Origin of the sequence: Serratia sp. AS12 (assembly GCF_000214195.1) — a bacterium.
Taxonomy (GTDB): domain Bacteria; phylum Pseudomonadota; class Gammaproteobacteria; order Enterobacterales; family Enterobacteriaceae; genus Serratia; species Serratia plymuthica.
The window spans coordinates 1,948,299-1,975,250 of the sequence record NC_015566.1; the positions used below are offsets into that span (position 1 = coordinate 1,948,299).

General features: G+C 53.1%; 22 protein-coding genes and 4 tRNA genes. 16 read left to right on the forward strand and 10 right to left on the reverse strand.

The genetic code is table 11. The features are described 5' to 3' along the window. The first annotated feature begins 41 nt into the window (after positions 1-41). The 6 genes from uvrY (at position 42) to SERAS12_RS09050 (ending at position 3,577) form a co-directional block, all read left to right on the forward strand. A complete protein-coding gene (gene uvrY / locus SERAS12_RS09025; RefSeq protein ID WP_004942941.1) occupies positions 42-698 on the forward strand; it encodes a UvrY/SirA/GacA family response regulator transcription factor in 657 nt (218 codons plus the stop codon). Beyond that, a complete protein-coding gene (uvrC, locus tag SERAS12_RS09030) occupies positions 691-2,523 on the forward strand; it encodes an excinuclease ABC subunit UvrC (protein ID WP_013812395.1) in 1,833 nt (610 codons plus the stop codon). The genes uvrY and uvrC overlap by 8 nt, the downstream gene beginning before the upstream one ends. A 58-nt stretch (positions 2,524-2,581) precedes the next feature. After that, positions 2,582-3,130 (forward strand): CDP-diacylglycerol--glycerol-3-phosphate 3-phosphatidyltransferase, encoded by a 549-nt coding sequence (gene pgsA, locus SERAS12_RS09035; protein WP_013812396.1) that lies wholly within the window; start codon positions 2,582-2,584, stop codon positions 3,128-3,130. 145 nt (positions 3,131-3,275) lie between these two features. After that, positions 3,276-3,351, forward strand: a tRNA-Gly gene (locus tag SERAS12_RS09040). A 56-nt stretch (positions 3,352-3,407) separates the two neighbouring features. Then, a tRNA-Cys gene (locus tag SERAS12_RS09045) sits at positions 3,408-3,481 on the forward strand. A gap of 10 nt (positions 3,482-3,491) precedes the next feature. After that, positions 3,492-3,577, forward strand: a tRNA-Leu gene (locus tag SERAS12_RS09050). 878 nt (positions 3,578-4,455) lie between these two features. Here SERAS12_RS09050 and SERAS12_RS09055 read toward each other — a convergent pair. Continuing rightward, positions 4,456-4,770: a hypothetical protein gene (locus tag SERAS12_RS09055; RefSeq protein WP_239440989.1), complete on the reverse strand. Its 315-nt coding sequence runs from the start codon at positions 4,768-4,770 to the stop codon at positions 4,456-4,458. Positions 4,771-5,235: 465 nt separating this feature from the next. Here SERAS12_RS09055 and eptB point away from each other — a divergent pair, with 465 nt between their 5' ends. Further along, a complete protein-coding gene (gene eptB, locus SERAS12_RS09060; RefSeq protein ID WP_013812398.1) occupies positions 5,236-6,888 on the forward strand; it encodes a kdo(2)-lipid A phosphoethanolamine 7''-transferase in 1,653 nt (550 codons plus the stop codon). Between the two features lie 68 nt (positions 6,889-6,956). Here the strand turns inward: eptB and SERAS12_RS26685 are convergent, their stop codons facing one another. Next, positions 6,957-7,091 carry a hypothetical protein gene (locus tag SERAS12_RS26685; protein ID WP_041416033.1) on the reverse strand — a complete coding sequence of 45 codons (135 nt, stop codon included), beginning with the start codon at positions 7,089-7,091 and terminating at the stop codon, positions 6,957-6,959. A gap of 124 nt (positions 7,092-7,215) precedes the next feature. Here SERAS12_RS26685 and SERAS12_RS09070 point away from each other — a divergent pair, with 124 nt between their 5' ends. After that, positions 7,216-7,773, forward strand: a complete 558-nt coding sequence (locus SERAS12_RS09070) for a GNAT family N-acetyltransferase (protein ID WP_013812399.1) — start codon at positions 7,216-7,218, stop codon at positions 7,771-7,773. A 212-nt stretch (positions 7,774-7,985) separates the two neighbouring features. Here SERAS12_RS09070 and proP read toward each other — a convergent pair whose 3' ends face one another. From proP to SERAS12_RS09090, 4 genes are all read right to left on the reverse strand, one after another. Continuing rightward, positions 7,986-9,488, reverse strand: a complete 1,503-nt coding sequence (proP, locus tag SERAS12_RS09075) for a glycine betaine/L-proline transporter ProP (protein ID WP_004942953.1) — start codon at positions 9,486-9,488, stop codon at positions 7,986-7,988. A gap of 416 nt (positions 9,489-9,904) precedes the next feature. Continuing rightward, positions 9,905-11,269 (reverse strand): TolC family protein, encoded by a 1,365-nt coding sequence (locus SERAS12_RS09080; protein ID WP_013812400.1) that lies wholly within the window; start codon positions 11,267-11,269, stop codon positions 9,905-9,907. Between the two features lie 3 nt (positions 11,270-11,272). Continuing rightward, on the reverse strand, positions 11,273-13,213 hold the full coding sequence (locus tag SERAS12_RS09085; protein WP_013812401.1) for a MacB family efflux pump subunit: 1,941 nt from the start codon (positions 13,211-13,213) through the stop codon (positions 11,273-11,275). Next, a complete protein-coding gene (locus SERAS12_RS09090; protein ID WP_013812402.1) occupies positions 13,210-14,394 on the reverse strand; it encodes an efflux RND transporter periplasmic adaptor subunit in 1,185 nt (394 codons plus the stop codon). Before SERAS12_RS09090 ends, SERAS12_RS09085 begins: the two co-directional genes overlap by 4 nt. Positions 14,395-14,449: 55 nt before the next feature. Between SERAS12_RS09090 and SERAS12_RS26195 the strand changes: the two genes are divergently transcribed. The 6 genes from SERAS12_RS26195 (at position 14,450) to SERAS12_RS26690 (ending at position 16,979) form a co-directional block, all read left to right on the forward strand. Then, complete coding sequence (locus tag SERAS12_RS26195) at positions 14,450-14,644, forward strand: hypothetical protein (protein ID WP_143760029.1); 195 nt, start codon at positions 14,450-14,452, stop codon at positions 14,642-14,644. Continuing rightward, on the forward strand, positions 14,641-15,492 hold the full coding sequence (gene cho, locus SERAS12_RS09095; RefSeq protein ID WP_013812403.1) for an excinuclease Cho: 852 nt from the start codon (positions 14,641-14,643) through the stop codon (positions 15,490-15,492). The genes SERAS12_RS26195 and cho overlap by 4 nt, the downstream gene beginning before the upstream one ends. Positions 15,493-15,576: 84 nt before the next feature. After that, positions 15,577-15,673, forward strand: a tRNA-OTHER gene (locus tag SERAS12_RS26200). 175 nt (positions 15,674-15,848) lie between these two features. Further along, positions 15,849-16,148 carry a sigma-S stabilization anti-adapter protein IraP gene (locus SERAS12_RS09105; protein ID WP_013812404.1) on the forward strand — a complete coding sequence of 100 codons (300 nt, stop codon included), beginning with the start codon at positions 15,849-15,851 and terminating at the stop codon, positions 16,146-16,148. A gap of 126 nt (positions 16,149-16,274) precedes the next feature. Beyond that, positions 16,275-16,778, forward strand: coding sequence for a YlaC family protein (locus tag SERAS12_RS09110; RefSeq protein ID WP_013812405.1), 504 nt, complete (start codon positions 16,275-16,277; stop codon positions 16,776-16,778). Positions 16,779-16,847: 69 nt separating this feature from the next. Next, on the forward strand, positions 16,848-16,979 hold the full coding sequence (locus SERAS12_RS26690; protein ID WP_004942970.1) for a hypothetical protein: 132 nt from the start codon (positions 16,848-16,850) through the stop codon (positions 16,977-16,979). Positions 16,980-17,612: 633 nt separating this feature from the next. On the opposite strand, the gene SERAS12_RS09125 is transcribed toward SERAS12_RS26690, so the two are convergent. The 4 genes from SERAS12_RS09125 to mdoC form a co-directional block, all read right to left on the reverse strand. Next, the gene (locus tag SERAS12_RS09125; RefSeq protein WP_013812406.1) at positions 17,613-19,334 is read right to left on the reverse strand and encodes a potassium/proton antiporter; all 1,722 of its coding nucleotides are present in this window, start codon (positions 19,332-19,334) and stop codon (positions 17,613-17,615) included. A gap of 284 nt (positions 19,335-19,618) precedes the next feature. After that, the gene (locus tag SERAS12_RS09135; protein WP_004942973.1) at positions 19,619-19,843 is read right to left on the reverse strand and encodes a hypothetical protein; all 225 of its coding nucleotides are present in this window, start codon (positions 19,841-19,843) and stop codon (positions 19,619-19,621) included. Positions 19,844-20,158: 315 nt separating this feature from the next. Then, a complete protein-coding gene (locus SERAS12_RS09140; RefSeq protein WP_013812407.1) occupies positions 20,159-21,175 on the reverse strand; it encodes an acyltransferase in 1,017 nt (338 codons plus the stop codon). A 216-nt stretch (positions 21,176-21,391) separates the two neighbouring features. Next, entirely contained in the window at positions 21,392-22,522 is a 1,131-nt protein-coding gene (gene mdoC / locus SERAS12_RS09145) for a glucans biosynthesis protein MdoC (protein WP_013812408.1), read from the reverse strand. 260 nt (positions 22,523-22,782) lie between these two features. Here mdoC and mdoG point away from each other — a divergent pair, with 260 nt between their 5' ends. Then, complete coding sequence (mdoG, locus tag SERAS12_RS09150) at positions 22,783-24,351, forward strand: glucans biosynthesis protein MdoG (RefSeq protein ID WP_013812409.1); 1,569 nt, start codon at positions 22,783-22,785, stop codon at positions 24,349-24,351. Then, positions 24,344-26,905 (forward strand): glucans biosynthesis glucosyltransferase MdoH, encoded by a 2,562-nt coding sequence (gene mdoH, locus SERAS12_RS09155; protein ID WP_013815086.1) that lies wholly within the window; start codon positions 24,344-24,346, stop codon positions 26,903-26,905. Before mdoG ends, mdoH begins: the two co-directional genes overlap by 8 nt. Positions 26,906-26,952: the final 47 nt, after the last annotated feature.

The window sequence follows — 26,952 nt, forward strand, 5'->3', positions numbered from 1 at the left end:
AGAGGCTGATTGCGTTACTCCCTTTTTTTGGAGATTTTTCCTTGATTAGCGTTCTTCTTGTTGATGACCACGAACTGGTGCGCGCAGGGATACGACGCATTCTTGAAGATATCAAAGGTATAAAAGTTGTCGGGGAGGCCCAGTGCGGTGAAGACGCCGTGAAATGGTGCCGTGGCAATGCTGTAGATATCGTTCTTATGGATATGAATATGCCGGGCATTGGCGGGCTGGAAGCTACGCGCAAGATTGTACGTTATGCGCCCGACGTTAAAGTCATCATGTTGACTATTCATACTGAAAATCCATTGCCTGCCAAGGTGATGCAGGCAGGTGCTGCAGGTTACCTGAGTAAGGGGGCGGCACCGCAGGATGTGGTTAACGCCATCCGGTCGGTACAGGCAGGCCAGCGCTACATCGCATCGGACATTGCCCAGCAGATGGCATTGAGCCAACTGGAACCGCAGACGGAAACCCCGTTCAGTTGCCTGTCTGAACGTGAACTGCAGATTATGCTGATGATCACCAAAGGCAAAAAGGTTAATGAGATCTCGGAACAACTGAACCTCAGTCCTAAAACGGTGAACAGTTACCGTTATCGTATGTTCAGTAAACTGAATATCAGCGGTGACGTCGAATTGACACACTTGGCTATCCGACACGGATTGTTCAATGCGGAGACGTTGTTAAGCAGTGAGTGACCGTTTTGATGCCAAAGCTTTTTTAAGCACCGTAACCAGCCAGCCTGGCGTCTACCGTATGTATGATGCCACTGGTACGGTTATCTATGTCGGTAAAGCCAAAGATCTGAAAAAGCGCCTCGTCAGTTATTTCCGCCAGCAGGTGGGAAGCCGAAAAACCGAGGCGCTGGTTAAAAATATCGCACAAATAGATGTAACTGTTACCCACACCGAAACAGAAGCGCTATTGCTGGAACATAACTACATAAAGTTATACCAGCCGCGATATAATGTTCTTTTGCGAGACGATAAATCTTATCCGCTGATCTTCCTTAGCGCAGACAGTCATCCGCGGTTGGCGGTTCATCGTGGCGCTAAACATGCCAAGGGTGAATACTTCGGCCCGTTTCCCAACTCTTATGCCGTGCGCGAGACATTAGCGCTGTTGCAGAAGCTCTTCCCGATACGCCAGTGCGAGAACAGCGTGTACCGCAACCGCTCGCGCCCTTGTTTGCAGTATCAGATCGGGCGTTGCCTGGGGCCTTGCGTCGCCGGATTGGTGAGTGAGGAAGAATATCAACAGCAGGTAGACTATGTGCGCCTGTTCCTGTCCGGCAAGGATCAGCAGGTGTTGCATCAGTTGATCGAACGGATGGAAAACGCCAGTAAGGCTTTGAATTTCGAAGATGCAGCGCGCATCCGTGATCAAATCCAGGCGGTGCGGCGTGTGACGGAGCGTCAGTTCGTTTCGGGCAATAGTGACGATCTGGACGTGATAGGCGTGGCGTTTGACACCGGTATGGCCTGCTTGCACGTGTTGTTTATCCGCCAAGGCAAAGTGTTGGGCAGTCGCAGCTACTTCCCGAAGGTGCCGGGCGGTACCGAGATGAGCGAAGTGGTACAGACGTTTGTCGGGCAGTTCTATTTACAGGGCAGCCAGGCTCGCACCCTGCCAGCGGAAATCCTGCTAGACTTCAATCTGCCTGAAAAAGACCTGTTGGCGGAGTCGCTGTCCGAGTTGGCTGGCCGCAAGATTCAAATCCAAAGTAAACCGCGTGGCGATCGTGCACGTTACCTTAAACTGGCGCGAACCAACGCCGCAACCGCTTTGACAACCAAGCTTTCGCAACAGTCGACGATTCATCAGCGGTTGGCAGAACTGACGAAGATCCTGAATCTTTCCGAGATTAACCGCATGGAATGCTTTGACATCAGCCACACCATGGGTGAGCAGACGGTCGCTTCCTGCGTGGTGTTCGACGGCAACGGACCGCTGCGTTCGGAATATCGGCGCTATAATATCACCGGCATTACGCCAGGGGATGACTATGCCGCCATGGCGCAAGTGCTGAAACGACGCTATGGTAAAGCTCTGGAAGAGAACAAAATCCCGGACGTTATTTTTATCGATGGCGGTAAGGGCCAGCTTGGTATGGCGATCGACGTGTTCAACTCGCTGAATGTCACCTGGGATAAAAACAAACCTTTGCTGATTGGTATCGCCAAAGGCGCCGATCGCAAAGCCGGCCTGGAAACATTGTTCTTTGTACCGGAAGGTGAGGGGATTTCTCTGCCTTCGGATTCGCCGGCGCTGCATGTGATCCAGCATATCCGCGATGATTCGCATAACCATGCGATCACCGGGCATCGGCAGAAAAGGGCAAAAGTTAGAAATACCAGCGCGTTGGAACTGATCGACGGCGTTGGGCCAAAACGGCGACAGGTGCTGTTGAAGTATATGGGTGGACTTCAACCATTATTGAACGCCAGCGTTGAGGAAATTGCAAAAGTGCCGGGTATTTCACAAGCATTGGCAGAAAAGATCTACAATGCATTGAAACACTGAGGGCAATGTAGCAACATACTCTTAATTCCCACTCCAGCCAGATAGTTACCGTAGCATTATGCAATTGAATATACCGACTTGGCTTACTCTGTTTCGCGTAGTTCTGATCCCATTCTTTGTTCTGGCATTTTACCTGCCGTTCACCTGGGCTCCGATGGTTTGCGCCGTCATCTTTGTATTTGCTGCCATAACCGACTGGTTTGATGGGTTCCTGGCCCGTCGCTGGAAGCAAACTACCCGTTTCGGGGCGTTCCTCGACCCGGTAGCGGACAAAGTGATGGTGGCGGTGGCGCTGGTGCTGGTAGCCGAGCACTATCATACCTGGTGGATCACCCTGCCTGCGGCGACCATGATTGCCCGTGAAATTATCATCTCATCGCTGCGTGAGTGGATGGCGGAGATCGGTAAACGCAGCAGTGTGGCGGTATCGTGGATTGGCAAAGTTAAAACCATGGCGCAAATGATGTCGCTGGTGGGGCTGCTGTGGCGCCCGGAACGTACCGTTGAGTATGTGTCCTTCGGCCTGTTGTACATCGCGGCAGTGCTGACTTTCTGGTCAATGTTCCAATATTTGAACGCGGCCCGGAAAGATTTGCTTGAACCCTGATCAAAGCGCTGCAAAAATCGTCAAACAAACGTAATGAGACAACAATTTTATTGACTCATTACGTCAGGTAAGTAGAATGCATCGCATCAGACGGCAGCGGTGAATCGCCGAAAGATAGCAAAAAAATCAGTAGGTTCTGATTGATGCGGGAATAGCTCAGTTGGTAGAGCACGACCTTGCCAAGGTCGGGGTCGCGAGTTCGAGTCTCGTTTCCCGCTCCAAATTAAACAAAGCTGGTGTTTCACGAGCTTTGGCCTGAAGAAGGCAGCAGAATTAAGGCGCGTTAACAAAGCGGTTATGTAGCGGATTGCAAATCCGTCTAGTCCGGTTCGACTCCGGAACGCGCCTCCAATTTTCCCGAGCCCGGGTGGTGAAATCGGTAGACACAAGGGATTTAAAATCCCTCGGCTTATGGCTGTGCGGGTTCAAGTCCCGCCCCGGGTACCAGGGAAAATAATTCCAGAATAATCAAAGCAATATGTAGTAATGTCGTGACCGCCGGAAGGCGGTTTTTTTGTGCCTGAAAATCCACTTCATAATATTCTGCTTCTATCACTGCTCTCCCACAGCCAGAATGATGGCTATTTTTCGGTCATGCCTCATCGTTTATTCAACGTTAACGCTCCAGTTTCACTGATGGACGCTCCCAATTGTCTAAGCTTATGAGCATTCCAGACGACCGCTGGATTACGCTTCGGCTCGAAACGCGGATGTAATCCGCAAGCGAGCCGTAAGGCTAAATGCCGGTGACATCTGCTTTTCTCATAAAATCAGGCAGTTTTTTAAGACGGTTAGCGATAAGTGATATATAACCGGAGAGTAAAAAAGAGAAGGAGCGTCGTATGAGAGGAGGACTATTTTTATTAATTATTGTAATGCTATCTGGGTGCTCAGGGTCTTTTGGATCGATATTGGGCGTTATTCCGCAAAGTTCCGATGTTTGTCCCCAGGGGAAAAATGCGATCTCCGGTGAGTGCCGCTAGTGATAGCTATTTGAAAAATTGAGTGTTATCCCTGCTCAACATCTTTCTTCGTCGCTGGCCCTTAGTGTGCCGTCAGGTTGAATATTGGTCTGGTTAGCGATGCTGTCAACATGTGGTATCCGGGTATATCGCTTAACCTGACACCCGCTATGTCACGCAATTGAGACGATATCCGGCTATTTGAACGGTGTTCCGATAGCCGGATATCGTTTTTCCCTCAACTAAAGCTTAGCCCCCATCAATGCCTCCCAGGCAACGGCACCTTATCCGCGTGGCATTGGCCACCAACAACAACCAGGATAGCGATGGGCGCACAGGTCCGATTTCCGTATACATCCCCCGCTAACGGCCGCTAACCCCAATGACCTCGATAGCGGCTCTGTGCAGTTTTTGGCAATAGTCCTCGGGCTGTCTTTCGACCTCTTTGATCAGATAGGCGAGAATGTTTTGCTTGGTGATGGGCTTGCTGGATGAGAGTACCTGAACAACGCTCTTGCCTACGAGGTTGTATATTTGCTCACGGTACAACTCGACGTCTTTATTGTCGAGACCGTAAAGAGAGTAATCAATCATAGTGTTTCTACCGCTGGTGAAATATAAAGCGCCGCCTGAAGCGGGCTGAGAAGCCATTAAAAAATAAAATAGTGCAAATTCCACTTAGGTGTATGCCTTCGTGGTAGGTTCACGATAACGTAATAGGAATATTCCTATCAATAGCCAGCGGCAATCTAGATGGCTAATTAGGAATAACCTCATGTCACAGCTTCGGTATCTAAGCGTACCAAGATGAATCACGGGGAAGACGTTGGGGGGCTGATGAATATCCGGCAGTGTGTCAAAACTTTTGAGCGGCGGCTCCAGAGGCAGTAAGCATGCTGAGCGCGAATCTCTTATCCGCCAGACCGTTCCGCGGGCTGGGTCGGCGAGGTTTTTGATGAATAACCTTCTTTGCACACGGTTTGTTACAGTATAACAGCGTTAAAATTCCTCGTGGCGGCAACATCGGCTCGAATTATCTGTCAGATTACCATTCAATAGCAGGGTAAGCGCATAGCCCTCAACCACACACAACCTGTGTCAGTCAGCAGTTATGAATTCACTTTGGCGAGAATGGTATTAATAATGCAGAAGTTTCGACATTGGACCCAGTTGCAGGTCTCTTTCTTTATCGCGTTTTATCTTGGTGTCTTGCTCAATATCCCCATATTTTATCGTCGTTATCAGCAGCTCAATTACGACAATTTACTGTCGATCGGCATTGAGGTCGTCGCGGCCTTTTGCCTGGTGTGCTTCATCACTTTACTGATTTCGTTTTTGGGACGTCGACTGTTCCGCATTCTGGCATCGTTACTGGTCCTGAGCTCGGTTGCCGCCAGCTATTATATGGTGTTGTTCCACGTCGATATTGGCTATGGCATCCTGGCGGCGGTGATGACCACCGACGTTGATTTGTCCAAAGAGTCGGTTGGTTGGCATTTTGGCGTGTGGATGGTGCTGGTAAGTTTGTTGCCGCTGCTGTTCATCTGGCTGGCGCCGATGCATGAAGCCGCACTCAAGCGCAGTAACTGGGCGACGTTGTTTAAAAAGGGCGGCATTATGTTGGCCGCCGGGGTGTGCTGTTGGTTGCCGCTCACGCTGATGGGGCAGGTGCAGGATCGCCACGATCGCGAAAATAACCAATTGATGGCCAGCTATGGTGGCGTAGTCGCCGGTAGCTATTCACCGTCCAACTGGTTATCTGCACTGGGACTGTTGACCTACAGCTCATACAGCCAAGCGGAAGACAGCCGCAATCTGTTCGATCCCGCTGCGCATTTTACCTATCAGCCGCCGAAAGACGTGAATGACCTCTATGTGGTGTTTGTGATTGGCGAAAGCGCCAGACGCGATCACATGGGCGTTTATGGCTACCAGCGCGACAACACGCCTTACCTTGATAAGGAAACCAACCTGGCGGTGTTACAGGGTTATTCCTGCGACACCTCGACCAAACTCTCTTTGCGTTGCATGTTTGTGCGGGAAGGGGGGGCTGCTGAAGAACCTGAGCGGACGCTGAAGGAAATGAACGTCTTTTCGGTACTGAAAAAGCAGGGCTTTTCGTCGGAGCTGTTTTCGATGCAAAGTGAAGCCTGGTTCTATAACAAAACTCAGGCGGATGATTATGCGCTGAGAGAAAGCATTCAGGCGGAAAAACGCAACGTCGGCAAACCGGTGAATGACATGGCGCTGATTGACGAGCTGCAGGATTCATTAGGTCGCCACCCGCAGGGCAAGCATTTGGTCATTCTGCATACCAAAGGTTCGCACTATATGTATACCGAACGCTATCCTCGCGCTTTTGCCCGTTACAAGCCGGAGTGCCAGGGTATTGATGACGCCTGCTCTACGGAGGAGATGATCAACTCTTACGACAACAGCCTGCTGTACACCGATTATTTCCTTGAGCAAGTGTTCAATCAGTTACGTAACCGTAACGCCATCGTGTTTTACGCCTCGGATCACGGTGAGTCGATCTCGGAAAATATGCATTTCCACGGTACGCCGCGTGACCGCGCACCGAAGGAACAGCGCACGGTTCCCATCATGGTCTGGGCATCCGACAAGTTTCTCAGCCAACCCGATCACCAGGCCGCATTTAATCAGTTAAAAGCGCTGCAACAGGCCAAAACGCCGGTGTTCCATGAGAAGTTGTTCGACAGCGTACTGGGCTGTATCGGCTATACCTCACCGGATGGCGGTATCGTGAAACCGCATAACTGGTGTCAGGTGAACTGAGCCATTGTGAGAAATGTTCAAACCGCCGTAAGGCGGTTTTTTTTGGAGAATTATGTGGTAGGGGGGCGTTAGCGCAGGCTTTCAATCCAGTGGAAGAAGCGTGAAAAGCGGGCTGCGAGATCCCCGAGGTTAAACATCGTACCTATCCAGAGAGCGGCCATGATCACCACTCCAATGATAATCAGCACGTCCATTTTGCTCATTGGTTATATTCTTCAATGGGTTAATATTTTTTAAGCTTAGCATCAATCGTTTCAGGGATAAAATATCGACGTAATAATGCCTGAGTTACTCAGGTTGCCGGTTGGATAAAAATGGAGGATGGCAATGAAAATCTTGAGCATGGCAGGAAATGACCTGCGTCTGAAGATCCTGACAGACAGCGATACTGAAATTGCTCATCTTTATTTTCGTGAGAATCAACAGCATCTTTTGCCGTGGGAGCCGATCCGGCCAGATGACTTTTACAACGTTGAAGTTATTCAGCAGCGGCTTTGGCAGGCGGGGAAAGACGCTGAACAGGGGTGTGCCTATCAATTTGGTATCGTCAATGGCGCAGGCACTGAAATGCTGGGTGCCTGCAATTTTACCCATGTTGCTCGCGGCCCATTCCAGGCCTGCCATCTGGGCTATTCGATCGCTGCCCGGCACGAAGGCAAAGGTATAATGACCCAGGCGCTAACCGCCGCCATCGGTCACCTGTTTGGTGAGTTGGGTCTGCACCGCATTATGGCGGCCTATATACCGACGAACGCTCGCAGTGAAAAGCTGTTGCTGCGCCTCGGCTTCGAGAAAGAAGGCTATGCAAAGTCTTATCTGAAGATTGCCGGCCGCTGGCAGGATCACGTATTGACCTCATTGATTAATCCACAGCACACAGAGTAGCAAGCCGGTGGGAATGACGGGGCGCTGCGTCGACTCGGCCCGTTGCTTTTGAACCCGGTATTCAGGTTTCTTGTCCGGGGTTGCTTTGACAGCGTCAGGGGTATAAAAAAATCCGTAATCTGCAGTGAGATTACGGATTTTTACCGACCCATGGGATCGTTCAATCGATCATGTAGTGCCTAACCGAGCGGCATCAACCCCGTGGGAGGGCTTTAGTCCAGTTTCGGATGCTGGTCGACAAGCGTCTGCTTTTTCCTCTCCAGCTCGGCAATCTGCTCGTTGATATCCTCAACCTTCTGTTCGATGTTGTCGTAGGTTTCCTGCAACAGCTCTTTGGCTTCCGTACGATCCGAGGCGGCCGGGGTAGCACCCCGTAGCGGTTTGTTGGCGGTTTCCTTCATATACAGGCCGGTGATCAGGCCAATCACCGCCACCACCATCAGGTAGTACGCCGGCATATACAGGTTACCGGTCGACTCGACCAACCAGGCGGCCACCGTCGGCGTAGCGCCGGCGACCAGAACCGAGATGTTGAACGAAATCGCCAGTGCGCTGTAACGAATATGTGTCGGGAACATCGCCGGCAGGGTAGAGGCCATCACGCCGGTGAAGGAGTTCAGCAGCACCGCCAACACCAGCAGGCCGACAAAGATCAGACCAATCACGTTGCTGTTGATCAGGATAAAGCAGGGTATCGACAGCAACAGCAGCCCGATGCTGCCGCCAATGATAAACGGCTTGCGGCCAATGCGGTCGCTGGCCAGGCCGATCACCGGCTGAACAAACAGCATGCCGATCATGATGGCGATGATGATCAGTACGCCGTGATCTTCCGAGTAGTGCAGGTTATGCGACAGGTAGCTCGGCATGTAGGTCAGCAGCATATAGTAGGTTACGTTGGTGGAAATCACGATACCGACGCACACCAGCAGGCTTCGCCAATGCTTGGCCGCGATCTCTTTAAACGAGGTCTTCGGCGGATTTCCGATGGCATCGCGATCTTCTTTTTCCATCTTCTCCACGTGCTGCTGGAACGCCGGGGTTTCTTCCAGCGCATGGCGCAGATACAGACCGATCAGGCCTAGCGGTGCAGCGATAAAGAACGGAATACGCCAACCCCAGTCGAGGAAGTTGCTTTCGCCGACGATGCTGGAAATCAGCACCACTACGCCTGCGCCGAGTACGAAGCCGGCAATGGAGCCGAAATCAAGCCAACTGCCCATAAAGCCGCGTTTTCTGTCGGGCGAGTATTCAGCGACGAAGATCGCCGCGCCTGAGTATTCGCCGCCCACCGAGAAGCCCTGCGCCAGTTTGGCCAGCAGCAGCAGCACCGGCGCCCAGATGCCGATCGAAGCATATGAAGGGATCAGGCCAATACAGAAGGTGCTTACCGCCATGATGATAATGGTGATGGAAAGGACCTTCTGGCGGCCGAATTTATCACCCATCGCGCCAAAGAACAGGCCACCTAACGGGCGCACCAGGAAGGGAACGGAGAACGTTGCCAGTGCGGCAATCATCTGCACGCCGGGGGTGGCGCCAGGGAAAAACACTTGCCCAAGGGCGTAGGCTACGAAGCCATAGACACCGAAGTCAAACCATTCCATCGCGTTGCCTAATGCAGCCGCGGTAATCGCTTTCTTCAGCTTGCTGTCGTCGATGATGGTGATGTCATTAATATGCATCGGCTTATGTCGTTTTTTTCTTAACTTCATATAATCATCCCTTAATCAATTTTAGTCGTACGTGAATTCGCAATCCTCGTTCACTTTCTTCTGCCCAGTTATCAGTATGGCTAATCTGATCTCCATGTGGAGAGATCCCAGGCCACTATTTTTGTGTGATGCGAATCACGCAATGTGCCCGCTTTTAGCAGGAATATGTCATTTAGGTGACTAATTATTTTGCATCTATAGCTTAACGTTATATCTTCCGACGATCAAATTTAGCAGTTTGTCTTATGCATTTTCACCAAAATAGCGCCAAAACAGGTTAATTATTGTGCGCATTGATGGTTTTTTTATCAGGAGAGGGATCGCTAAAGTATAGGGGGAACCGGAAAGGATACGGGTAAAATTAATGCGTTTTGCTGCTGTGGATCAAGGCCTGGCGTAGACGCCAGGCCGGTGAATTATTGGGGTGAACCACCAAATTCCAGGTAGATTTGCGCCAGATTCTGGTACTGGTCAAAGCGGTTTTCGTCCAGTGCCAGTTCTGCCAGCCGACGGCGATTCTGCGCATCCAACCAGAAGGTGATAGAGACGGCGCCTTGGCGATAGCGAATTTCATTCAACCGTTCAGATTTACGCGCCAGAGCCAAGGCCGTCTGTAAATGTTGCTCCTGCGCCATCAACTGGGTACGCAACGATAAAGCATTGTCTACATCGGCCATGGCTTTATACAACGCCTGTTTGAACTCCAACACCCGCAGTTCGTAATCGCTACGGGCGATTTTGATGTCAACGCTCATCTGCCGCCACTCGAGGAAAGGCAGCGATAGCCTTGCGCCGACCGATGCCATAGGATTGCGAAGAAACTCCAGCAGCGCGGTGCTGCTGGCGCCCAATGAACCGGTCAGGCTGAAGGTCGGATAATATTGGGTGCGTTTCACGTCAACGTTAGCCAACGCTTCGCGAAGCCGCAGCTCTTTGGCGTGGATATCCGGGCGATGGCGCAGCACGTTGACCGGGATACCGGCATTGATCTGAGGCAACCGGCCCATCGGCAATCTGGCGGGAACAATCACCGCATTACCCGGCGGCGCACCCAGCAGCAGCGTCTGTTCGTTCAACGCCAGTTGGCGCTCGCGCCGTTGCGCCAACAGGGTATTTTCCTGATTAATCAGGTTCTGTTCGGCATCCACCACGTCAAGTGAAGAGACGCTGCCCGCGCGGTAACGGGCATTAACCAGTCGCAAAGTCTCCCGGGCATAGGCGATGCTCTGCTGGTTGACGTCGATCCGCTGATTGATAAAGCCTACCCGCCAGTAATTTTTGCTGGCGCTGGCGAGCAATGCCAGGCGAGCGCTTTGCAAATCTTGCTGCGTAGCCTGCCGGCTCCATTCTGCAGCGTCACGCTGACGCGCAAGCTTACCCCACAGGTCGACTTCATAGCTGACGCCAAGGTTGGCGCTACTGCTTTTGTTCCAGGGTGAGGAATCAGAAAGAGCGGTGTTGGCACCGCTATTGAACGTCGCGGTCACGCTCGGTGCGGTGCTGATGCCGACCCGTTGCGCTTCTAACTGAGCCCGGTAGACGCGCAGTGCGGCGGCGGCCAAATCGTTATTGCCGGCCATGACCTGCTGTAACCAGCGGTCAAGTTGAGGATCGTGGAAGTCGCGCCAGTCAAAGGGAACCGGGCCTGCGGCATCGGCGCTCTCCTGCCAGTGGGTCGGGTAGTTAACCTGGGGTGCTTGATAATCGCTTTTCAATGCGTTGCCGCAGCCGGTGCTGAGCAGGGCTGCGAGGCATAACGCTATTGGTGTCAAAATTTTCATAAGTTACTCGCTGGCCAGTGAAATGACCGGATCCATCCGCGCCGCTTTACGGGCTGGGAGATAACCGAAGATCATGCCGATTAGGGTGGAACAGCAAAAGGCCACTGCGGCGGCCTGCCAGGAATAGATGGCTGTGAGCATTCCGCCCGCCAGCGCGGTAAACAGCGAACCGGCGGCGAACGACAACGCAATGCCCAACACGCCGCCGATCAGGCAGACCAGCACGGCTTCGATCATAAATTGCTGCATGATGTCGCTGCGCCTGGCGCCCACCGCCATGCGCACGCCAATCTCGTGCGTTCGCTCGGTGACGGAAACCAGCATGATGTTCATTACGCCGAGGCTGCCGATGATCAAGGAGATCGAAGCCACCATCAGGATCAACAGGCTCAGGGTCATCGAAGCATGTTCGATCGATTTACGAAATTTGTCGCGGTTGAACAGCATAAAGTCTTTAACGCCATGGCGTTGGGTCAGCAGTTGGCTGATGGCGCCGACGGCGGCTTCGTTATCGACGTTATCCTTCAATCGCACGCCGATGCTGCTTAGCGTCGGCTTGCCCACCATGCGGTACATCACCGTGGTATAGGGCATCCACACGCTGATGCGGTTCGGTGCGGAATCCTGGTTGCTTTTGACCACACCGACCACCCGGGCCGGCACTGCGCCGAGAAACACGATTTGGCCGAGCGGCGCTATGCCGAAATCGCCGAACAGCGAGTTGCGTGCATTCTCGTCAATGATCACTTCCTGCAATGCGCTGCGATCGTCACGGAAAGTCGTGCCCTGTAACAAGGTGAGGCCGTTAACGCGGAAATAGTCGCGCCCGACGCCGGTGATTGAGGCTGTCGCCGATTTGCTGCGAAAACGAATGGAGTCCGAGGCGCTGACTGCAGGGCTGACGCTGTCGACAAAGTTCTGGCTGGCCAGCGCATCGGCGTCTGCAGGCACCAGCGTGCGAATGCTGTCGATGGCGTCATCAAAGAAATCGCGGCCGGGGTAAATGCTGACGACATTGGTGCCGAGATCTTTGATGTTGGCCAGCGTGCGCTGTTTGGCACCTTCGCCCAGTGCGACTACCGTTACTACCGCAGCGATGCCGAAAATGATGCCGGTCATGGTCAGGGCGGTGCGCAGGCGGTGGGCATTCATCGCCTTCAGTGCCATTTGCAGCGATTCGCGGGTGCGATCGAGCAGGCTGTGCCAGTAGCCTTGCCTTACGCGGACGGCTGTTGGTTGAGCCATTGGCGGGGCGGGGGACTTGCAACCGCTGTCGGCGATGACTTCACCGTCCTGCAGTTCAATGATGCGCTGTGCGTGCTGGGCCACCTTCATATCGTGGGTGACGATGACCACGGTATGGCCGCGCTGGTTAAGCTCGCTGAGGATTGCCAGCACCTCTTGCCCGGATTTGGAATCCAGTGCGCCGGTCGGTTCATCTGCCAGAATAATTTCGCCGCCGTTGATTAAGGAGCGTGCGATGCTGACGCGCTGTTGCTGGCCGCCGGAGAGTTGGCCGGGTTTATGGTTTTCACGGCCTTCCAGCCCCAGTCGCGCCAGCAACTGCGCTGCTCGCAGGCGGCGTTGATCGCGCTTGTCGTTGGCGTAAATCGCCGGGATCTCGACATTGCCCAGCGCGCTGATGTCCGGCATCAAATGATAGCGTTGGAAGATAAAACCGATGTGTTCGCGGCGCAGCCTGGCCAGTTCGTCCGGTGACAGATGTGCGGCGTTCTGGCCGCCGATGTAATAGTCGCCCCGATCCGGCGCGTCCAGACACCCCATGATGTTCATCAGCGTTGATTTGCCGGAGCCGGAGGCACCTATGATGGCGACCAGTTCCCCGGCGGCGATCGTCAGGTTGATGTTTTTGAGCACCGTCAGCGGTTGGGCGCTGTTGGTATAGGTGCGGCTTATGCCTTTCAGCTCAATGATATTTTTCACAGTAAGATGCCATCCCCGCCCGAATTGGCGCTTTCCTGCATCAGCACGACGGTTTCACCGGCCTTCAACCCGGAAAGGATCTGGATATCGACGTTGTTGGTAATACCGGTCTTTACCTCGCGCATTTCCAACCGATCATTAGCGGTCAGCACTTGCACTTGCTGTTTTTTATCTTCGGTTTTACGCACTGCCTGAATGGGGACCAGCAGCGTGTTTTTCGCTTCACCGAGCAGCAGTGAAACCTGCGCGGTCATGGCGATACGCAGCCGGTTATCCGGGTTGGGCACGTCCAGCAGCGCGTTGTAATACACCGAGGCATTAGACGTCCCGGAACCGGAGGCAGAACTGCTGCCGGAGAGCGAGTCGTCTTTCATCACCGATTCCGGCGCCAGTTCGACGGTGCACAAAGTGGCGTCATAACGCTTTTCCGGATCGGAGAAAATCGTGAAATAGGCTTTTTGCCCCTGGGAAACGCGGGTAATGTCGGCCTCGGAGATCTGCGCTTTGATGGTCATCAGGTCCAGCCGAGCCAGTTTGACTATGGTCGGTGCGCTCTGGTTGGCGTTAACCGTCTGGCCTTGCTGGGTAATTACCGCAATCACGATGCCGTCCATCGGTGCCAGAATACGGGTGTAACTCAGATCGACCTTTTTCTTATCCACTTCAATCTGCGCCTGCACGATACGCGCATTCAGGGCAATCAGTTCTGCGCGGGTGGTGGTGAGCGTAGCTTCGGCGGCCTCAAAATCCTCGAGTGAACTGGCCTCATCGTTCAGCATGCGCTTTTGGCGTTTAAAGCGGGATTCGGCCTGCTTCAGCAGCGCCTGTTTGGCCTGCAAATCTGCCTTTGCGACGTTCAGCGCCGCTTCAGCGTTGCGCAGGTCATTACGCTGCGGCAGATCATCGATGTCGGCAATCGGTTGGCCCTGAGTGACCCGGTCGCCCAGTTTGACCTTCAGGGATTTGACCTGGCCTGAAACCTGCGTGCCGACATTCACTCGTTCAACCGCGTCCATTTTACCGGTTGCCAGTACGGCATTTTCTATATCGCCTACACGAACCGGCGCGGTGACATGGTTTGCCTGTGGGGGGCGCTGCAGATAGCTTGTCAGAGCGATGAGCAAGACGGCGAGCAGAGTGCCGACCGCGATAAATGCCAAGCGGCGGGAGGTGAATTTCATGGTGGTTTGCCTTAGTTTTCCTTAACAGCGGTAAGCCGTGATTCCAAGAGGCGTCATGGTGACACCCTCGGCTTTAACTGGCGGTAAACACGCGACGTATTTTTGCCGTGGTGTCGATAATAAATATTATTCTCATAAACTTCATCAAAGAAAAGTCATCATGGAGAGCATGCAATTTGAGCAAGCAAGCGTTATGCTGTATAAAAAACCAGTTATGTTGATTAACAAAGATCGCGATTCGTTACCATGATGCCAAACCGACTCGAGCCGGAGCTCGACATTTATCAGTACCCGGAGCATCTGCGCACCAGCCTTGAGGTGTTGCCCAAGTCACCGGGCGTGTACTTGTTTCATGGCTTGAGCGACAGCATGCCGCTGTATATCGGCAAAAGCGTTAATATTCGCAGCCGGGTGATGGCGCATTTTCGCACGCAGGATGAAGCCCGCCTGCTGCGGCAAACCCAGCGTATCAGCTTTCATGAAACGGCCGGTGAACTGGGGGCTTTGCTGCTGGAGGCGCAGTTGATCAAACAGCAACAGCCGCTGTTCAACAAACGCCTGCGTCGTTCGAAGCAGCTCTGTTCATTGCATCTGGATGGTGGGCAGGTGAGCATTGCACATGCCAAAGACATTGATTTTGCCGCTACGCCTAATCTGCATGGGTTGTTTGCCAACCGAACTGCCGCGCTGGAAAAGTTGCGGACCATCGCCGATGAACAGCGCCTGTGTTACGGCAAGTTGGGTATTGATAAACTGCCCGCCGGGCGGGGATGTTTCCGTTATAGCTTGCGAAAATGCGCCGGTGTCTGCTGTGGTGTCGAATCGAATCTGCAACATGACCAACGGCTGGCGGCGGCGCTGCAACAGACGCGCATCAACGCGTGGCCCTATGCCGGGCGAGTGGCTATGGAAGAGCAGGGGGCATTTTTGCGCCAGTACCACGTCATTCATAACTGGTTCTATTTGGGGAGCGTCGGCGTGCTGCAACAGGCCGATTCGCTACAGCGAACCGCGAGTCATTTTGACAGTGATGGCTATAAGATCCTGTGCAAGCCCTTGATGAGCGGGCGTTACCCAATCATTGAACTGGGTGACTGAAGGGGTCAGAATTATCTGCAAAATCGCTCGCGCGCTTGATCCCATAGCATTGATATGGATAATGACGCCCCGAAGCGAAGGGATGCGCTATTAACTCAGTTGGCAGAGTGATTGGTTTTTTAATGGCTTGTTTTGGCTACAAAATTGATAGACGCGGGTTCGAGTCCTGCATAGCGCGCCAGCTTCCCTCTTTAAGAATCGTTATCGTAAAGCGCACCCGGGTTGATTTGCACTATCGGCTCCTTGTTGGGTTTTTCGGGTGTGCTTTACCGTAACGGGCTCTCCTTTCTCTGTTGCTATCGATCTTTGCTAAACTGTAATCAGGCAGGTTTGCTGCCCGGCAACAGGAGGTCGATATGTCCGAGTCCGATCAACTGCAGGAATTATTGCAACGTGTAGCCGCTCTGGAAGCCAGAGAGAAGTCGCTGACCGCTGCCTCCAATGCCTATCAGGCGATAATCACCACCCTGCTCGGCAGCCTGGATCAGCAGGAGCGCGACAAGATTATTGCGACGATCGACCAGGCGCATGAGATTGCCTACGCCCGCGCAATTCAGCGCTGTAATGAACCGCAGAAGCAAAAAATCAAACAAGCTGACGATATCGCTCAGCGCATGTTCATGTTTGCACAAGGTAAAAATTCTTTGCAACGCTAGCAGCACAGGTATAACAGTTGCCGATTTTAAATTGCAGAACTGATCTACCTAGGCAAACTGTACTTGTGATAGTTTGAGGAATGATTATTGATAGCGTAATGCTCCCCCAAGCATAAGGTTGTAAGTATGGACGCCATTAAAAGCATCTTGGTAAAAGAAATCGAGCGGATCAACCGGCAGGAAGGGCGCGACGGCAAGCTGCGGTTTAACAGCGAATTTGCCCGTGAGCACCGCTATCTGTGCCTTGCCATGTTCGCCGGCTATTTCGCCGTGCTCGCCGTGATGTACCAGGTTCCTTACATGGGCTTCTTCTCATTTTTGGCTTTCACGGCCTTCGTTTTATTCATGTTTGCCATGCTGATGATTGAAATCAAACCTGTGTATCGTTTTGAGGATATCGGCGTGCTGGACCTGCGCGTATGCTATAACGGCGAGTGGTATTTCACGCGTGCGCTGTCGCCGCAGTCGGTGAAGGCGTTGCTGGATGAGCCGTCGATCGGCACGACGTTGAAAACGCGTATGCAGGAAATTATCGCCAATAAAGGCGAGATCGATTTCTATGACGTCTACGATTTGGCGTATTCAAAGAAGCCACAGGGCGAGCAGCCGCAGGTGGCGGTGCTTAACTGAAGGGTTTCCGCCTGTACAGTTGTCGATTATACTCACTCTTCGAAGCCAGTTAAGCGTGAGGAGTTTGCGATGAGTGATGATATTTTCGATTTTGATATCGATGCCGAATTAGCGAAAGCGGAAGAAAAAGCAGCGCAGAAAGCAAAAGAAGTGCCTGAGATCCTTGAGGACGAAGCGGACTGCGAAGGGTGCAAAATCTGATCGCCATTGCCAACTAAAAAAACCGCTGCGGCGGTTTTTTTGTATCTGGAATAGGGTGAGACAGAAAAAAAAGCCCGTTTCAGGCGGGCCAACACTTAAGTCGTATGAGGGTATCATTTTTATTTCCATGTCCGTTCAGCATACGCGCTACGGCCGGGAAGAGATGTACAAGCATTGTAACAAAATGGTTGTTGTTGTGTTGCCGTGTTACCCATGCCAGCCGAACGATTAATCCAGCACAAAACCCCAAATCAACAACCCTGCAACGATAACCAGGCAGAGCGCAGAGACGGTAACCAGTATTTTTCCCAGAATATCTTTTTCTTGTTGCTGCTGTGCCACGTTAACGTTATCCAATTAAGATGCTATGGACCAAATCGGCGATGCCCAGATCCAGCGCGATGACCACCAGAGCCAGCAGCACCATGACAGATAAAAATCGAGTTTTGCTGTTCAAATCAATACCCATCACCGCTGCGCAGTGTTCCCAGAGTAAAGGTTAAAACGACGAGGCTGAAAGCCGCGATTTTGATAATTACAGTGTTTAAGAACCTTTCCAGGCTTATAAGTTCCGTCAGTATTATAGTGCCCGCTGCGGGCGTCACAGCGCAGCGAGCGGGTACTGTGGGAGGATCAGTCAGTCACGATTTTTACGCCAATCTTGCTGATCAAGTTGCCGTCCATTTCGGCAATGGTCCAGGTCAGACCGTCCCATTCCACCTGATCGCCTACCACGGGGGCGCCGCCAATCAGTTGAAGGACGAACTGGCCGAGCGTTTGTTGTTCGTCCACACCTTCCTGCAGGTTAAGACCGTATACCTGTGAAATATCGCTCAGGCGCGCGTCTGATTGCAGGATAAAGTCACCGAAGAAGCGCTCGTCCAGCGTGACCACCGGCGCCTGGCTGAACAGTTTACCCAGCACCGGCAGATCGTGCTCATGGCCGATTACGCACAGAATGTCATCTTCACGCAGCCTTGTACTGCCGCTTGGGTGCAGCAGTTCCTTGCCCCGGAACAGCGCGGCGATACGAGTGCCGGGCGGCATTTTCAGCTCACGCAGCGCAGCGCCCACGCACCAGTTTTCCGACGAGAGTTGGTAAACAAACTGCTCCCATTGGTTTTCCGGGTGCACGTCCAACCCGACCCGCGAGATGGGCGCCAGTGCCGGCGGCACTATGACCTTGGCTTTTTTGGCGGCGAATGACAGTGTGGTGCCTTGCAGCAGCAGCGAGACCAATACGACAAAGAAAGCCACATTGAAAAACAGCTGTGCATTCGGCAATCCCGCCATCATCGGGAAGACGGCCAGAATGACCGGTACCGCGCCGCGCAGGCCGACCCACGAGATAAAACTGCGTTCGCGCAGGGTAAAACTGCGAAACGGCAACAGCCCGATAAATACCGAAAGCGGCCGGGCGAACAAGATCATCCACAGCGACAGCAGCAGGGCAGGGATGGCGATGGGCAGCAATTCGTGCGGATTGAGCAGCAACCCCAGCACCAGGAACATGCCGATCTGGCTCAGCCAGGCCAGACCGTCGAAGGTTTGGACAATGCCGTGCCGGTTGCGGATTGGCCGATTGCCCAGCATCAAGCCGCACAGGTATACCGCCAGGATACCGCTGCCGTCTAGCGCGGTGGTCAGGGAAAAAATCAAAATGCCGCCGCTCACGGCCAGCAGCGGGTATAGGCCTTCGGCCAATTTGATGTGATTGATCAACCCCAACAGCAGCCAGCCGCCGCCGAGGCCAAAGATGATCCCCATGCCGAACTGCTGCAGCAAATGAAGGGGGAACATCCAGCTCAGCGTGGTTTCGCCGGCGGCGATCATCGCAATCAGAGTGATGGTGAGGAACACCGCCATCGGATCGTTGCTGCCGGATTCAATTTCCAGCGTAGCGCTGACGCGTTCGTTGAGCCCTTTACCGCCCAGCAGTGAAAATACCGCTGCGGCGTCGGTAGAGCCGATAATGGCGCCAATCAGCATGCCCTGAAGCAGATCAAGGTCAAACAGCCAGGCGGCAGCCAGGCCGGTAAGCCCAGCGGTAATCACCACGCCGATGGTAGCGAGGGAAAGCGCCGGCCATAGCGCAACGCGGAAAGAACTGACGCGGGTGCGCATCCCGCCATCCAGCAGGATCACCGCCAGCGCCAGGTTACTGACCAGATAGGCAACAGGATAATTGCTGAAAACGATGCCGCCTGGGCCATCGACCCCCGCCAGCATGCCAATCGCCAGGAAAATCACCAAAATGGGAATGCCCAGCCGCGAAGAGAATGAACTGAGAAGAATGCTTGCCCCCACCAACACGGCACCGATGATGAACAAGCTGTTGATCGTGCTGGCATCCAAAATAACGTTCTCCTGAGGCTGGGGGAAAGGCGTTGCGCGCGGGCGCAGATACCGGGTGATGATAACGTGTTTAGTGGGTAAAACGCTAAAGCTGATTTGGCATTTATTGCCATTTGGTGAGGATGAACAGAGAAAGCGGGGGGAAGACGATAAGTTCTTATTTTTATCTATAGTTATCAGAACACTGAATATTTACTTGGATAATAATCGCCAGGCTGTCGATGCAGGAAGGAAAAACCATTAAGCCCCCGTCGGGAGGCTTAATGGTTTGTAGGCCAGTGTCGTTAATGATCGAGTGATTGCAAGGCCCGTCGGATCAACTCAGCGGCCAGCTTTCGCTCAGACTCTGAAATGCCGTCAAGATTGAGGCTGGAAAGCTCGGTTACCAGAATGCTACGATCTTTGCCGCTGATCGACGAGTCCAGTGCGGACAGCAACCGGCCAAGGATTTTCAGTAGGGTGGCGTTTTCTGGAATGGCTTCCTGAGCCGAAGTGTCTTTGTCAGTCATTAAAAATCCTCTCTGTCGTGACGGAAGGGAGATGCTGCAAACATTGTCGTACCAACGACAACGTCGTCCCTCAGGGTTCATTGAGCCCAATCACTACCGTAAGGCAGGGATGTGGATTTCCACTTATGCATTGCAGTTATAACAACTAGCGGCAATATGCTCCAGCATAACTTTGCCCTAACTTTAACCATTGAGCTGAGCAATGTGTGCTCTATGCTACAGGTCCGGCAGTAATCCGGACGCTATTACCGCATCGTAAATAGACTTGGGAAGAAGATGTTGAGAGAAGGGGCGGCCAAGAGCTGCCCCAAGTGTTCAGAAGGTTTTTTCTTTGCGCTGCACCCGGTTGTAACGCGGGCGCTCCAACAGGAAATTGAGGTGCAGACGTTGAATAACGTAATAGGCAATAATTGGGGCTATCAGGCCAATCAGCGTACCGGCAACAACATGTACCGACCAGTTGTTAACGTGCAGAAACTTGGCCAGCACGATGCGTAATCCACTGGCGGCAAGGATGTGCATCAGGTAGATCACCATACTTAACTCACCAAGGCGCCGTAGCCAGGCGATGTCTGCCTTCGCCAGCAGGACCGACAGGCAAATGATAAAGGCGATGGCTACGACGGCAAGGATCAGGGAGAACATTCCGGCATTCATGTAGGTCAGGCCAAGGTAACCATGGAATCCCCACTCCAATAGAGTAAAAGCCAGTAAAGCGATCAGGCTGGTACCCACGCCGATCCCGCCAATGACGGCTGAGTAGCGTATTGCCAACGCTCCGAGCAGGAAGAAAATCATAAACTTGATGATGTAATCGAGATGGAAGGCTTGACTGAGGTTGTTCTGATACACGTACAATCCGGCGCTGATAACGATCAGGGCAGGCAGGATATAGTTGAATTTGTTTTTGTTATACAACAGGCTGGCAAGGACAAATACCATGAACAGGGCATACAGGAACCAGAATTGTGCCCGGGGATGTGTAAACAGTGTCAGCATGTCCGCCAGTCTGGCGGGGTTGTTGGTATAGCGTGACAATGCGATCTCGATAGCTCCCTGCAGCAATGACCAGATAATGTAGGGGTACACGATAGTATCAACTTTACTGATGATAAAGCTGGATTTACCCTTTTTATCTAATGACTGGACAAAAAACAAACCGGAAAGGAAAAAGAACAGCGGCATATGGAAACTGTAAATAACGCTGTCTGTAAGTTGGTAAAACGATTCGGAAAGATGAATGTTTGCACTGTACAAACCGCGATTTACATGGCCAAAGACCACCAAAATAATGCCGATGCCTTTCGCATAGTCGACCCATGCTTCTCTCATGTGATTACCCTGCCCAGAAAGGAAAAAATAACTTATAAGTATATCTAATGAGCGTAACAGATGATCGCCAGTTTGCAATGTGACAGAGGAGGTAAGACGAAGATTAGGAAAATGCGCATGGTAAAAATATGAGCAACGCATTCAAAAGGTTAGTGAAGCTTACCTCCACGACCTCAGGGTGAGGAAATCTCAACCTGAGGTCATATAGACTGGGTATTACTGTGGTTTCCCGGAGAACAGGAAGCGCAGCAGAGGGATGCGCTTGTGCAGTTCATATAAGGCAAAGGCGCAGGAGAAAACGAACACCAGACCAATCAGGAAACCCAGAAGGTTATTGTTGATATACGGCGTCACAAAAGCGCCATATATCAAGGTCAGCGGATGATGCACCAGATATATAAACAGCGATGCGTTGACCAGATACGTGATTTTTGGCGAATGATAGTTCAGCAACCGGTGTCCGAATGAAAACACCACGTTCGCCATCAGGATGCCGAGCAGGGATTTGATCACAATTTCCAACTCAAACATATAGCTGCTGTGGGCCAGCAACTTCTGATTCAGCATGTAGGCAATCAACAACAACAACGAGCCGAGCACTGCCAATGGGGAAGGTTTGAGAAAAATCTCTTTCAGCCACACATACTTAAACGCGTAAGCACCGAGGATGAAGAACGGCAGGTAGAACATCGTCTCCATCACCACAAAATTGAACAGGCCATTGGAAAGCAATTGCGGCGCAAAAATTAAAATAATACGGTGCGCGGCCGAATAGCATAAAGCATATAAAAGAAAGAACAGTGAGATGTTTCCTAATCCAGTCATTTTATTTATCGGGTTAGGCGCGATGTTACTTTTTAACGTCTTAATTTTTTTGAACAGATAAAAACAGGCAGTGGTCAGCAAGGACAGAGTTAATAAAAACCACAGGTGGGAAACGAGTTCCCAGATTGTTACATTTATTTTCTGATAGATCGAAAAATCTTCCCAGCCGTTTAATTTATCCGTGAAGTATTTCAGCATGAAAAACTGCGGTACGGTTATTAAGGGGATCGAGCTCAGCAGGGGGATTGCTACCCGCTCCAGTCTGACCTTCAACCACTTGTGGCGCTCGTAACGCTCGTAAAGCATGTAGGAGAAGTAGCCGGATATCACGAAGAACACTTGCATGCGGAAGGCATGGATGAAGTCGTTCAACACCGTCAGCGAGAACGAGGGGGCCGCGCTGTTCACCGCCCAGGCATGGCTGGAATAGATCAGTGAGAGGTGGAAAGGAACACCGAGCAACATCAAATAAGCTCGGATCGAATCGAGGAAAAACTCGCGTTGATTGTTGCCTTTAGTCATTAGGTTACCGCTAGTCATTTTGTCGAGTGGTCATTAACACGCTTAATAAGTCGGCAATGGTTAAATCGCAATCTCAAACCCTACTATACCGATTCACATTTTTCCATAGCGTCTTGCTGCGCGGCTTGCTACGCTGGTGTTTCATCAGCTGCTTAAACAATGAGCCATAAACATGAACCATCCATTTATCATGTTGTCGGAAAGCTGAATAATCCATTAATATGGATTTAAATGATTTGAGCACACGAATAGGGGGGGATGTGCTAGTTAATATATTATCCAGTAAACCACGCGCCGCGAGCGTTCGTTGGTTAGGTGCTACCGTATTGTTCACGCTGTTTACTTCGCAGGCATGGGCTTTTTCTATCGACGATGTGGCCAAGCAGGCACAGGATCTGGCAGGAAAAGGCTTTGAGGCCCCGAAGAGCAACCTTCCTTCTCAATTCCGTGAAATGAAGTTCGCGGACTATCAGCAGATTCAGTTCAATCACGATAAAGCCTATTGGAGCAAGCTGAAAACCCCATTCAAACTTGAGTTTTATCATCAGGGGATGTACTTCGACACGCCGGTGAAAATCAATGAAGTCACTGCAACCAGCGTGAAACAGATCAAGTACAGCCCGGATTACTTCAACTTTGGTTCGGTGAAGCACGATCCGGATTCGGTAAAAAACCTCGGCTTTGCCGGTTTCAAGGTGATTTATCCGATCAACAGTGCGGATAAGAACGACGAAATTATGAGCCTGCTGGGCGCGAGTTACTTCCGCGTGGTGGGTAAAGGGCAGGTTTACGGGCTTTCCGCTCGTGGCCTGGCGATTGATACCGCCTTGCCGTCCGGTGAAGAGTTCCCGCGCTTCCGCGAATTCTGGGTTGAGCGTCCGAAGCAGGGCGACAAGCACCTGGTCGTTTACGCGCTGCTGGATTCACCGCGCGCCACCGGGGCTTATCGTTTTGTGGTCTATCCGGGCCGCGATACCACGGTGGACGTCGAGTCTAAAGTGTTCCTGCGCGACAAGGTCGGCAAACTGGGCATGGCACCGCTGACCAGCATGTACCTGTTCGGGCCAAGTCAGCCGTCGCCAACGCTGAACTACCGTCCGGCGCTGCATGACTCCAACGGTTTGTCGATCCATGCCGGCAACGGCGAGTGGATCTGGCGTCCGCTGAATAATCCGAAGCACTTGTCCGTCAGCACCTACCAGATCGAGAACCCGAAAGGTTTCGGTTTGCTGCAACGCGGCCGTAACTTCAAGGATTACGAAGATCTGGACGATCGTTACGATCTGCGCCCAAGCGCCTGGATCGAGCCGCGCGGCGACTGGGGCAAGGGCAAAGTGGAGCTGGTGGAAATCCCTACTGCGGATGAAACCAACGACAACATCGTTGCCTTCTGGACTCCGGACGTATTGCCGGATGCCAAAACCCCGCTGGCGCTGAGCTACCGCCTGCACTTCACCCGCGATGAAGACAAGCTTCATTCACAGGACATCGCCTACGTAAGCCAGACGATGCGTTCTACCGGTGACGTGAAGCAGTCCAACCTGATCCGCGAGCCTGACGGCAGCGTGGCATTCCTGGTTGATTTCGTTGGCCCGGTACTGAAAGGTCTGGACGGCGCTACGCCGGTCGCCTCTCAGGTGAGCATCGGCGACAACGGTGAAGTGGTAGAAAACAATGTCCGCTATAATCCAGTGACCAAAGGCTGGCGCCTGACGCTGCGTCTTAAAGTGAAAGACGACAAGAAGCCGGTAGAAATGCGCGCTGCGCTGGTCAATGGTGATAAGACCCTGTCGGAAACCTGGAGCTATCAGCTACCTGCCAATGAATAAGCTTACTCAACCTGCCCAGGATTATCTTGCGGCAATGCCTCTGACCGCTGAGCGGTCAGAGGCGCTTAAACCACAGCCGGCGGCAGATGACGGCCAGGCACTGGAGGCGCTGCATCGCAAGATGGGCGCCGCCGATGCCAACGTCAATCAGCTGTCGGCGGATGACGTGGCGCTGGCCTCGGTCAAAACGCGTATCGAAAGCGCTTGGCCGGATGCGGTCAGCGACGACGATTTCGACACCGACGCCGAAGGCCGTACCGTACTGAAGGCGATGCCTCCGATCAAACGTACCAGCATGTTCCCGGAAGCCTGGCGCACCAACCCGGTGGCGCGCTTTTGGGATTCGTTGCTGGGGCGCTCGCCGCACAATCGTCACGCTTCCAAAGAGGAAGCCGAGGCGGAAAATCGCTGGCGCGTGGTCGGGTCGATGCGCCGCTATGTGCTGCTGGTGCTGATGCTGGTGCAAACCGGCATCGCCACCTGGTACATGAAAACCATTTTGCCGTATCAGGGCTGGGCGCTGATCGATCCGCTGGCCATGCTGGATCAGGATCTGATGCAATCGGTGCTGCAGCTGCTGCCCTATGTCCTGCAAACCGGCATTCTGATCCTGTTCGCCATTCTTTTCTGCTGGGTATCGGCTGGGTTCTGGACCGCGTTGATGGGGTTCCTGCAACTGCTGATTGGCAAAGATAAGTACAGCATCTCTTCCACCATCAAAGGCGATGAGCCGATTAACCCGGCGCACCGCACCGCGTTGATCATGCCGATCTGTAACGAAGACGTCGAGCGCGTGTTCGCCGGCCTGCGTGCGACCTATGAGTCCGTCGCCGCTACCGGCCAACTGGAGCATTTCGATATCTACGTGCTGAGCGACAGCTACGACCCGGATATCTGCATGGCGGAACAGAAGGCCTGGATGGAACTGTGCCGCGATGTTGACGGTCACGGCCGCATCTTCTACCGCCGCCGCCGCCGCCGCGTGAAACGCAAAAGCGGCAACATCGATGACTTCTGCCGTCGTTGGGGTGGCGATTACAGCTACATGGTGATTCTGGACGCCGATAGCGTGATGAGCGGTGAGTGTCTCACCGGTCTGGTACGTTTGATGGAAGCCAATCCGAACGCCGGTATCATCCAGTCCGCGCCGAAGGCCTCGGGCATGGATACGCTGTATGCTCGCGTGCAGCAGTTTGCCACCCGGGTCTACGGGCCGCTGTTCACCGCCGGTCTGCATTTCTGGCAATTGGGCGAGTCGCACTACTGGGGCCATAATGCGATTATCCGCGTGAAGCCGTTTATCGAACACTGTGCGCTGGCGCCGCTGCCGGGCGAAGGCTCTTTTGCCGGTTCCATCATGTCGCATGACTTCGTGGAAGCCGCGCTGATGCGTCGCGCCGGTTGGGGCGTGTGGATTGCCTATGACCTGCCGGGCAGCTATGAAGAGTTGCCGCCGAACCTGCTGGATGAGCTGAAACGCGACCGTCGCTGGTGTCACGGTAACTTGATGAACTTCCGCCTGTTCCTGGTCAAAGGCATGCACCCGGTACACCGTGCGGTGTTCCTGACCGGCGTAATGTCTTATCTGTCGGCGCCGTTGTGGTTTATGTTCCTGGCGCTGTCGACGGCGTTGCAGGTGGTGCATACCCTGATGGAGCCGCAGTACTTCCTGCAGCCGCGTCAACTGTTCCCGGTATGGCCGCAGTGGCGTCCGGAGCTGGCGATAGCGCTGTTCTCCACCACCCTGATACTGCTGTTCTTGCCTAAACTGCTCAGCATAGTGCTTATCTGGGCCAAGGGCGCCAAAGAATACGGTGGTGCTTTGCGCCTGCTGCTGTCGATGCTGATGGAAATGCTGTTCTCTGTGCTGCTGGCACCGGTGCGCATGCTGTTCCATACCGTGTTCGTGGTCAGCGCTTTCCTCGGCTGGGAAGTGGTATGGAACTCTCCGCAGCGTGACGATGATGACACGCCATGGAGCGAAGCCTTTAAGCGTCATGGTTCACAGATGCTGTTGGGCCTGGTCTGGGCCGGTGGTATGGCTTGGCTGGATCTGCGTTTCCTGTGGTGGCTGTCGCCGATCGTCTTCTCGCTGATCCTGTCACCTATCGTGTCGGCGCTGTCGAGCCGCGCGACCTTGGGCATAAAAAGCAAGCGCGCCAAACTGTTCCTGATCCCGGAAGAATACTCACCGCCGCGCGAACTGCTGGCGACGGAAGAGTATTTGCAGCTTAACCGTGAGCGCGCGCTGGCCAATGGCTTTATGCACGCCGTGGTTAACCCGTCATTCAACGCATTGGCAACGGCGCTGGCGACGGCGCGTCACCACCTGCGCGGGGCGATTGAGCGTAACCGTGAAGAGCGGGTGGCGGAAGCGCTGCAACTGGGGCCGGAAAAACTGGTGAAGGGTAAACGTCTGGAGCTGCTGAGCGATCCCGTGGCACTGTCGCGTCTGCATCAGCGCGTCTGGCTGCTGCCGGAAGGTAAAGCGTGGCGTGAACTCTATCAGCAACTGCCGCATAACGAACTGGCTCATCCTGTCGGACGGCGTTAGTCGTTGACCGGTTAGCCCAAGCGGGGAATACGCGTTGCGTGTTCCCC

Excerpts from the sequence above, each read along its gene's own strand:
- pgsA (WP_013812396.1), top strand. The coding sequence starts at position 2,582 with ATGCAATTGAATATACCGACTTGGCTTACTCTGTTTCGCGTAGTTCTG.
- eptB (WP_013812398.1), top strand. The coding sequence starts at position 5,236 with ATGCAGAAGTTTCGACATTGGACCCAGTTGCAGGTCTCTTTCTTTATC.
- SERAS12_RS26685 (WP_041416033.1), bottom strand. The coding sequence starts at position 7,091 with ATGAGCAAAATGGACGTGCTGATTATCATTGGAGTGGTGATCATGGCC.
- SERAS12_RS09070 (WP_013812399.1), top strand. The coding sequence starts at position 7,216 with ATGAAAATCTTGAGCATGGCAGGAAATGACCTGCGTCTGAAGATCCTG.
- proP (WP_004942953.1), bottom strand. The coding sequence starts at position 9,488 with ATGAAGTTAAGAAAAAAACGACATAAGCCGATGCATATTAATGACATC.
- SERAS12_RS09080 (WP_013812400.1), bottom strand. The coding sequence starts at position 11,269 with ATGAAAATTTTGACACCAATAGCGTTATGCCTCGCAGCCCTGCTCAGC.
- SERAS12_RS09090 (WP_013812402.1), bottom strand. The coding sequence starts at position 14,394 with ATGAAATTCACCTCCCGCCGCTTGGCATTTATCGCGGTCGGCACTCTG.
- SERAS12_RS26195 (WP_143760029.1), top strand. The coding sequence starts at position 14,450 with ATGGTGACACCCTCGGCTTTAACTGGCGGTAAACACGCGACGTATTTT.
- cho (WP_013812403.1), top strand. The coding sequence starts at position 14,641 with ATGATGCCAAACCGACTCGAGCCGGAGCTCGACATTTATCAGTACCCG.
- SERAS12_RS09105 (WP_013812404.1), top strand. The coding sequence starts at position 15,849 with ATGTCCGAGTCCGATCAACTGCAGGAATTATTGCAACGTGTAGCCGCT.
- SERAS12_RS09110 (WP_013812405.1), top strand. The coding sequence starts at position 16,275 with ATGGACGCCATTAAAAGCATCTTGGTAAAAGAAATCGAGCGGATCAAC.
- SERAS12_RS26690 (WP_004942970.1), top strand. The coding sequence starts at position 16,848 with ATGAGTGATGATATTTTCGATTTTGATATCGATGCCGAATTAGCGAAA.
- SERAS12_RS09135 (WP_004942973.1), bottom strand. The coding sequence starts at position 19,843 with ATGACTGACAAAGACACTTCGGCTCAGGAAGCCATTCCAGAAAACGCC.
- SERAS12_RS09140 (WP_013812407.1), bottom strand. The coding sequence starts at position 21,175 with ATGAGAGAAGCATGGGTCGACTATGCGAAAGGCATCGGCATTATTTTG.
- mdoC (WP_013812408.1), bottom strand. The coding sequence starts at position 22,522 with ATGACTAAAGGCAACAATCAACGCGAGTTTTTCCTCGATTCGATCCGA.
- mdoH (WP_013815086.1), top strand. The coding sequence starts at position 24,344 with ATGAATAAGCTTACTCAACCTGCCCAGGATTATCTTGCGGCAATGCCT.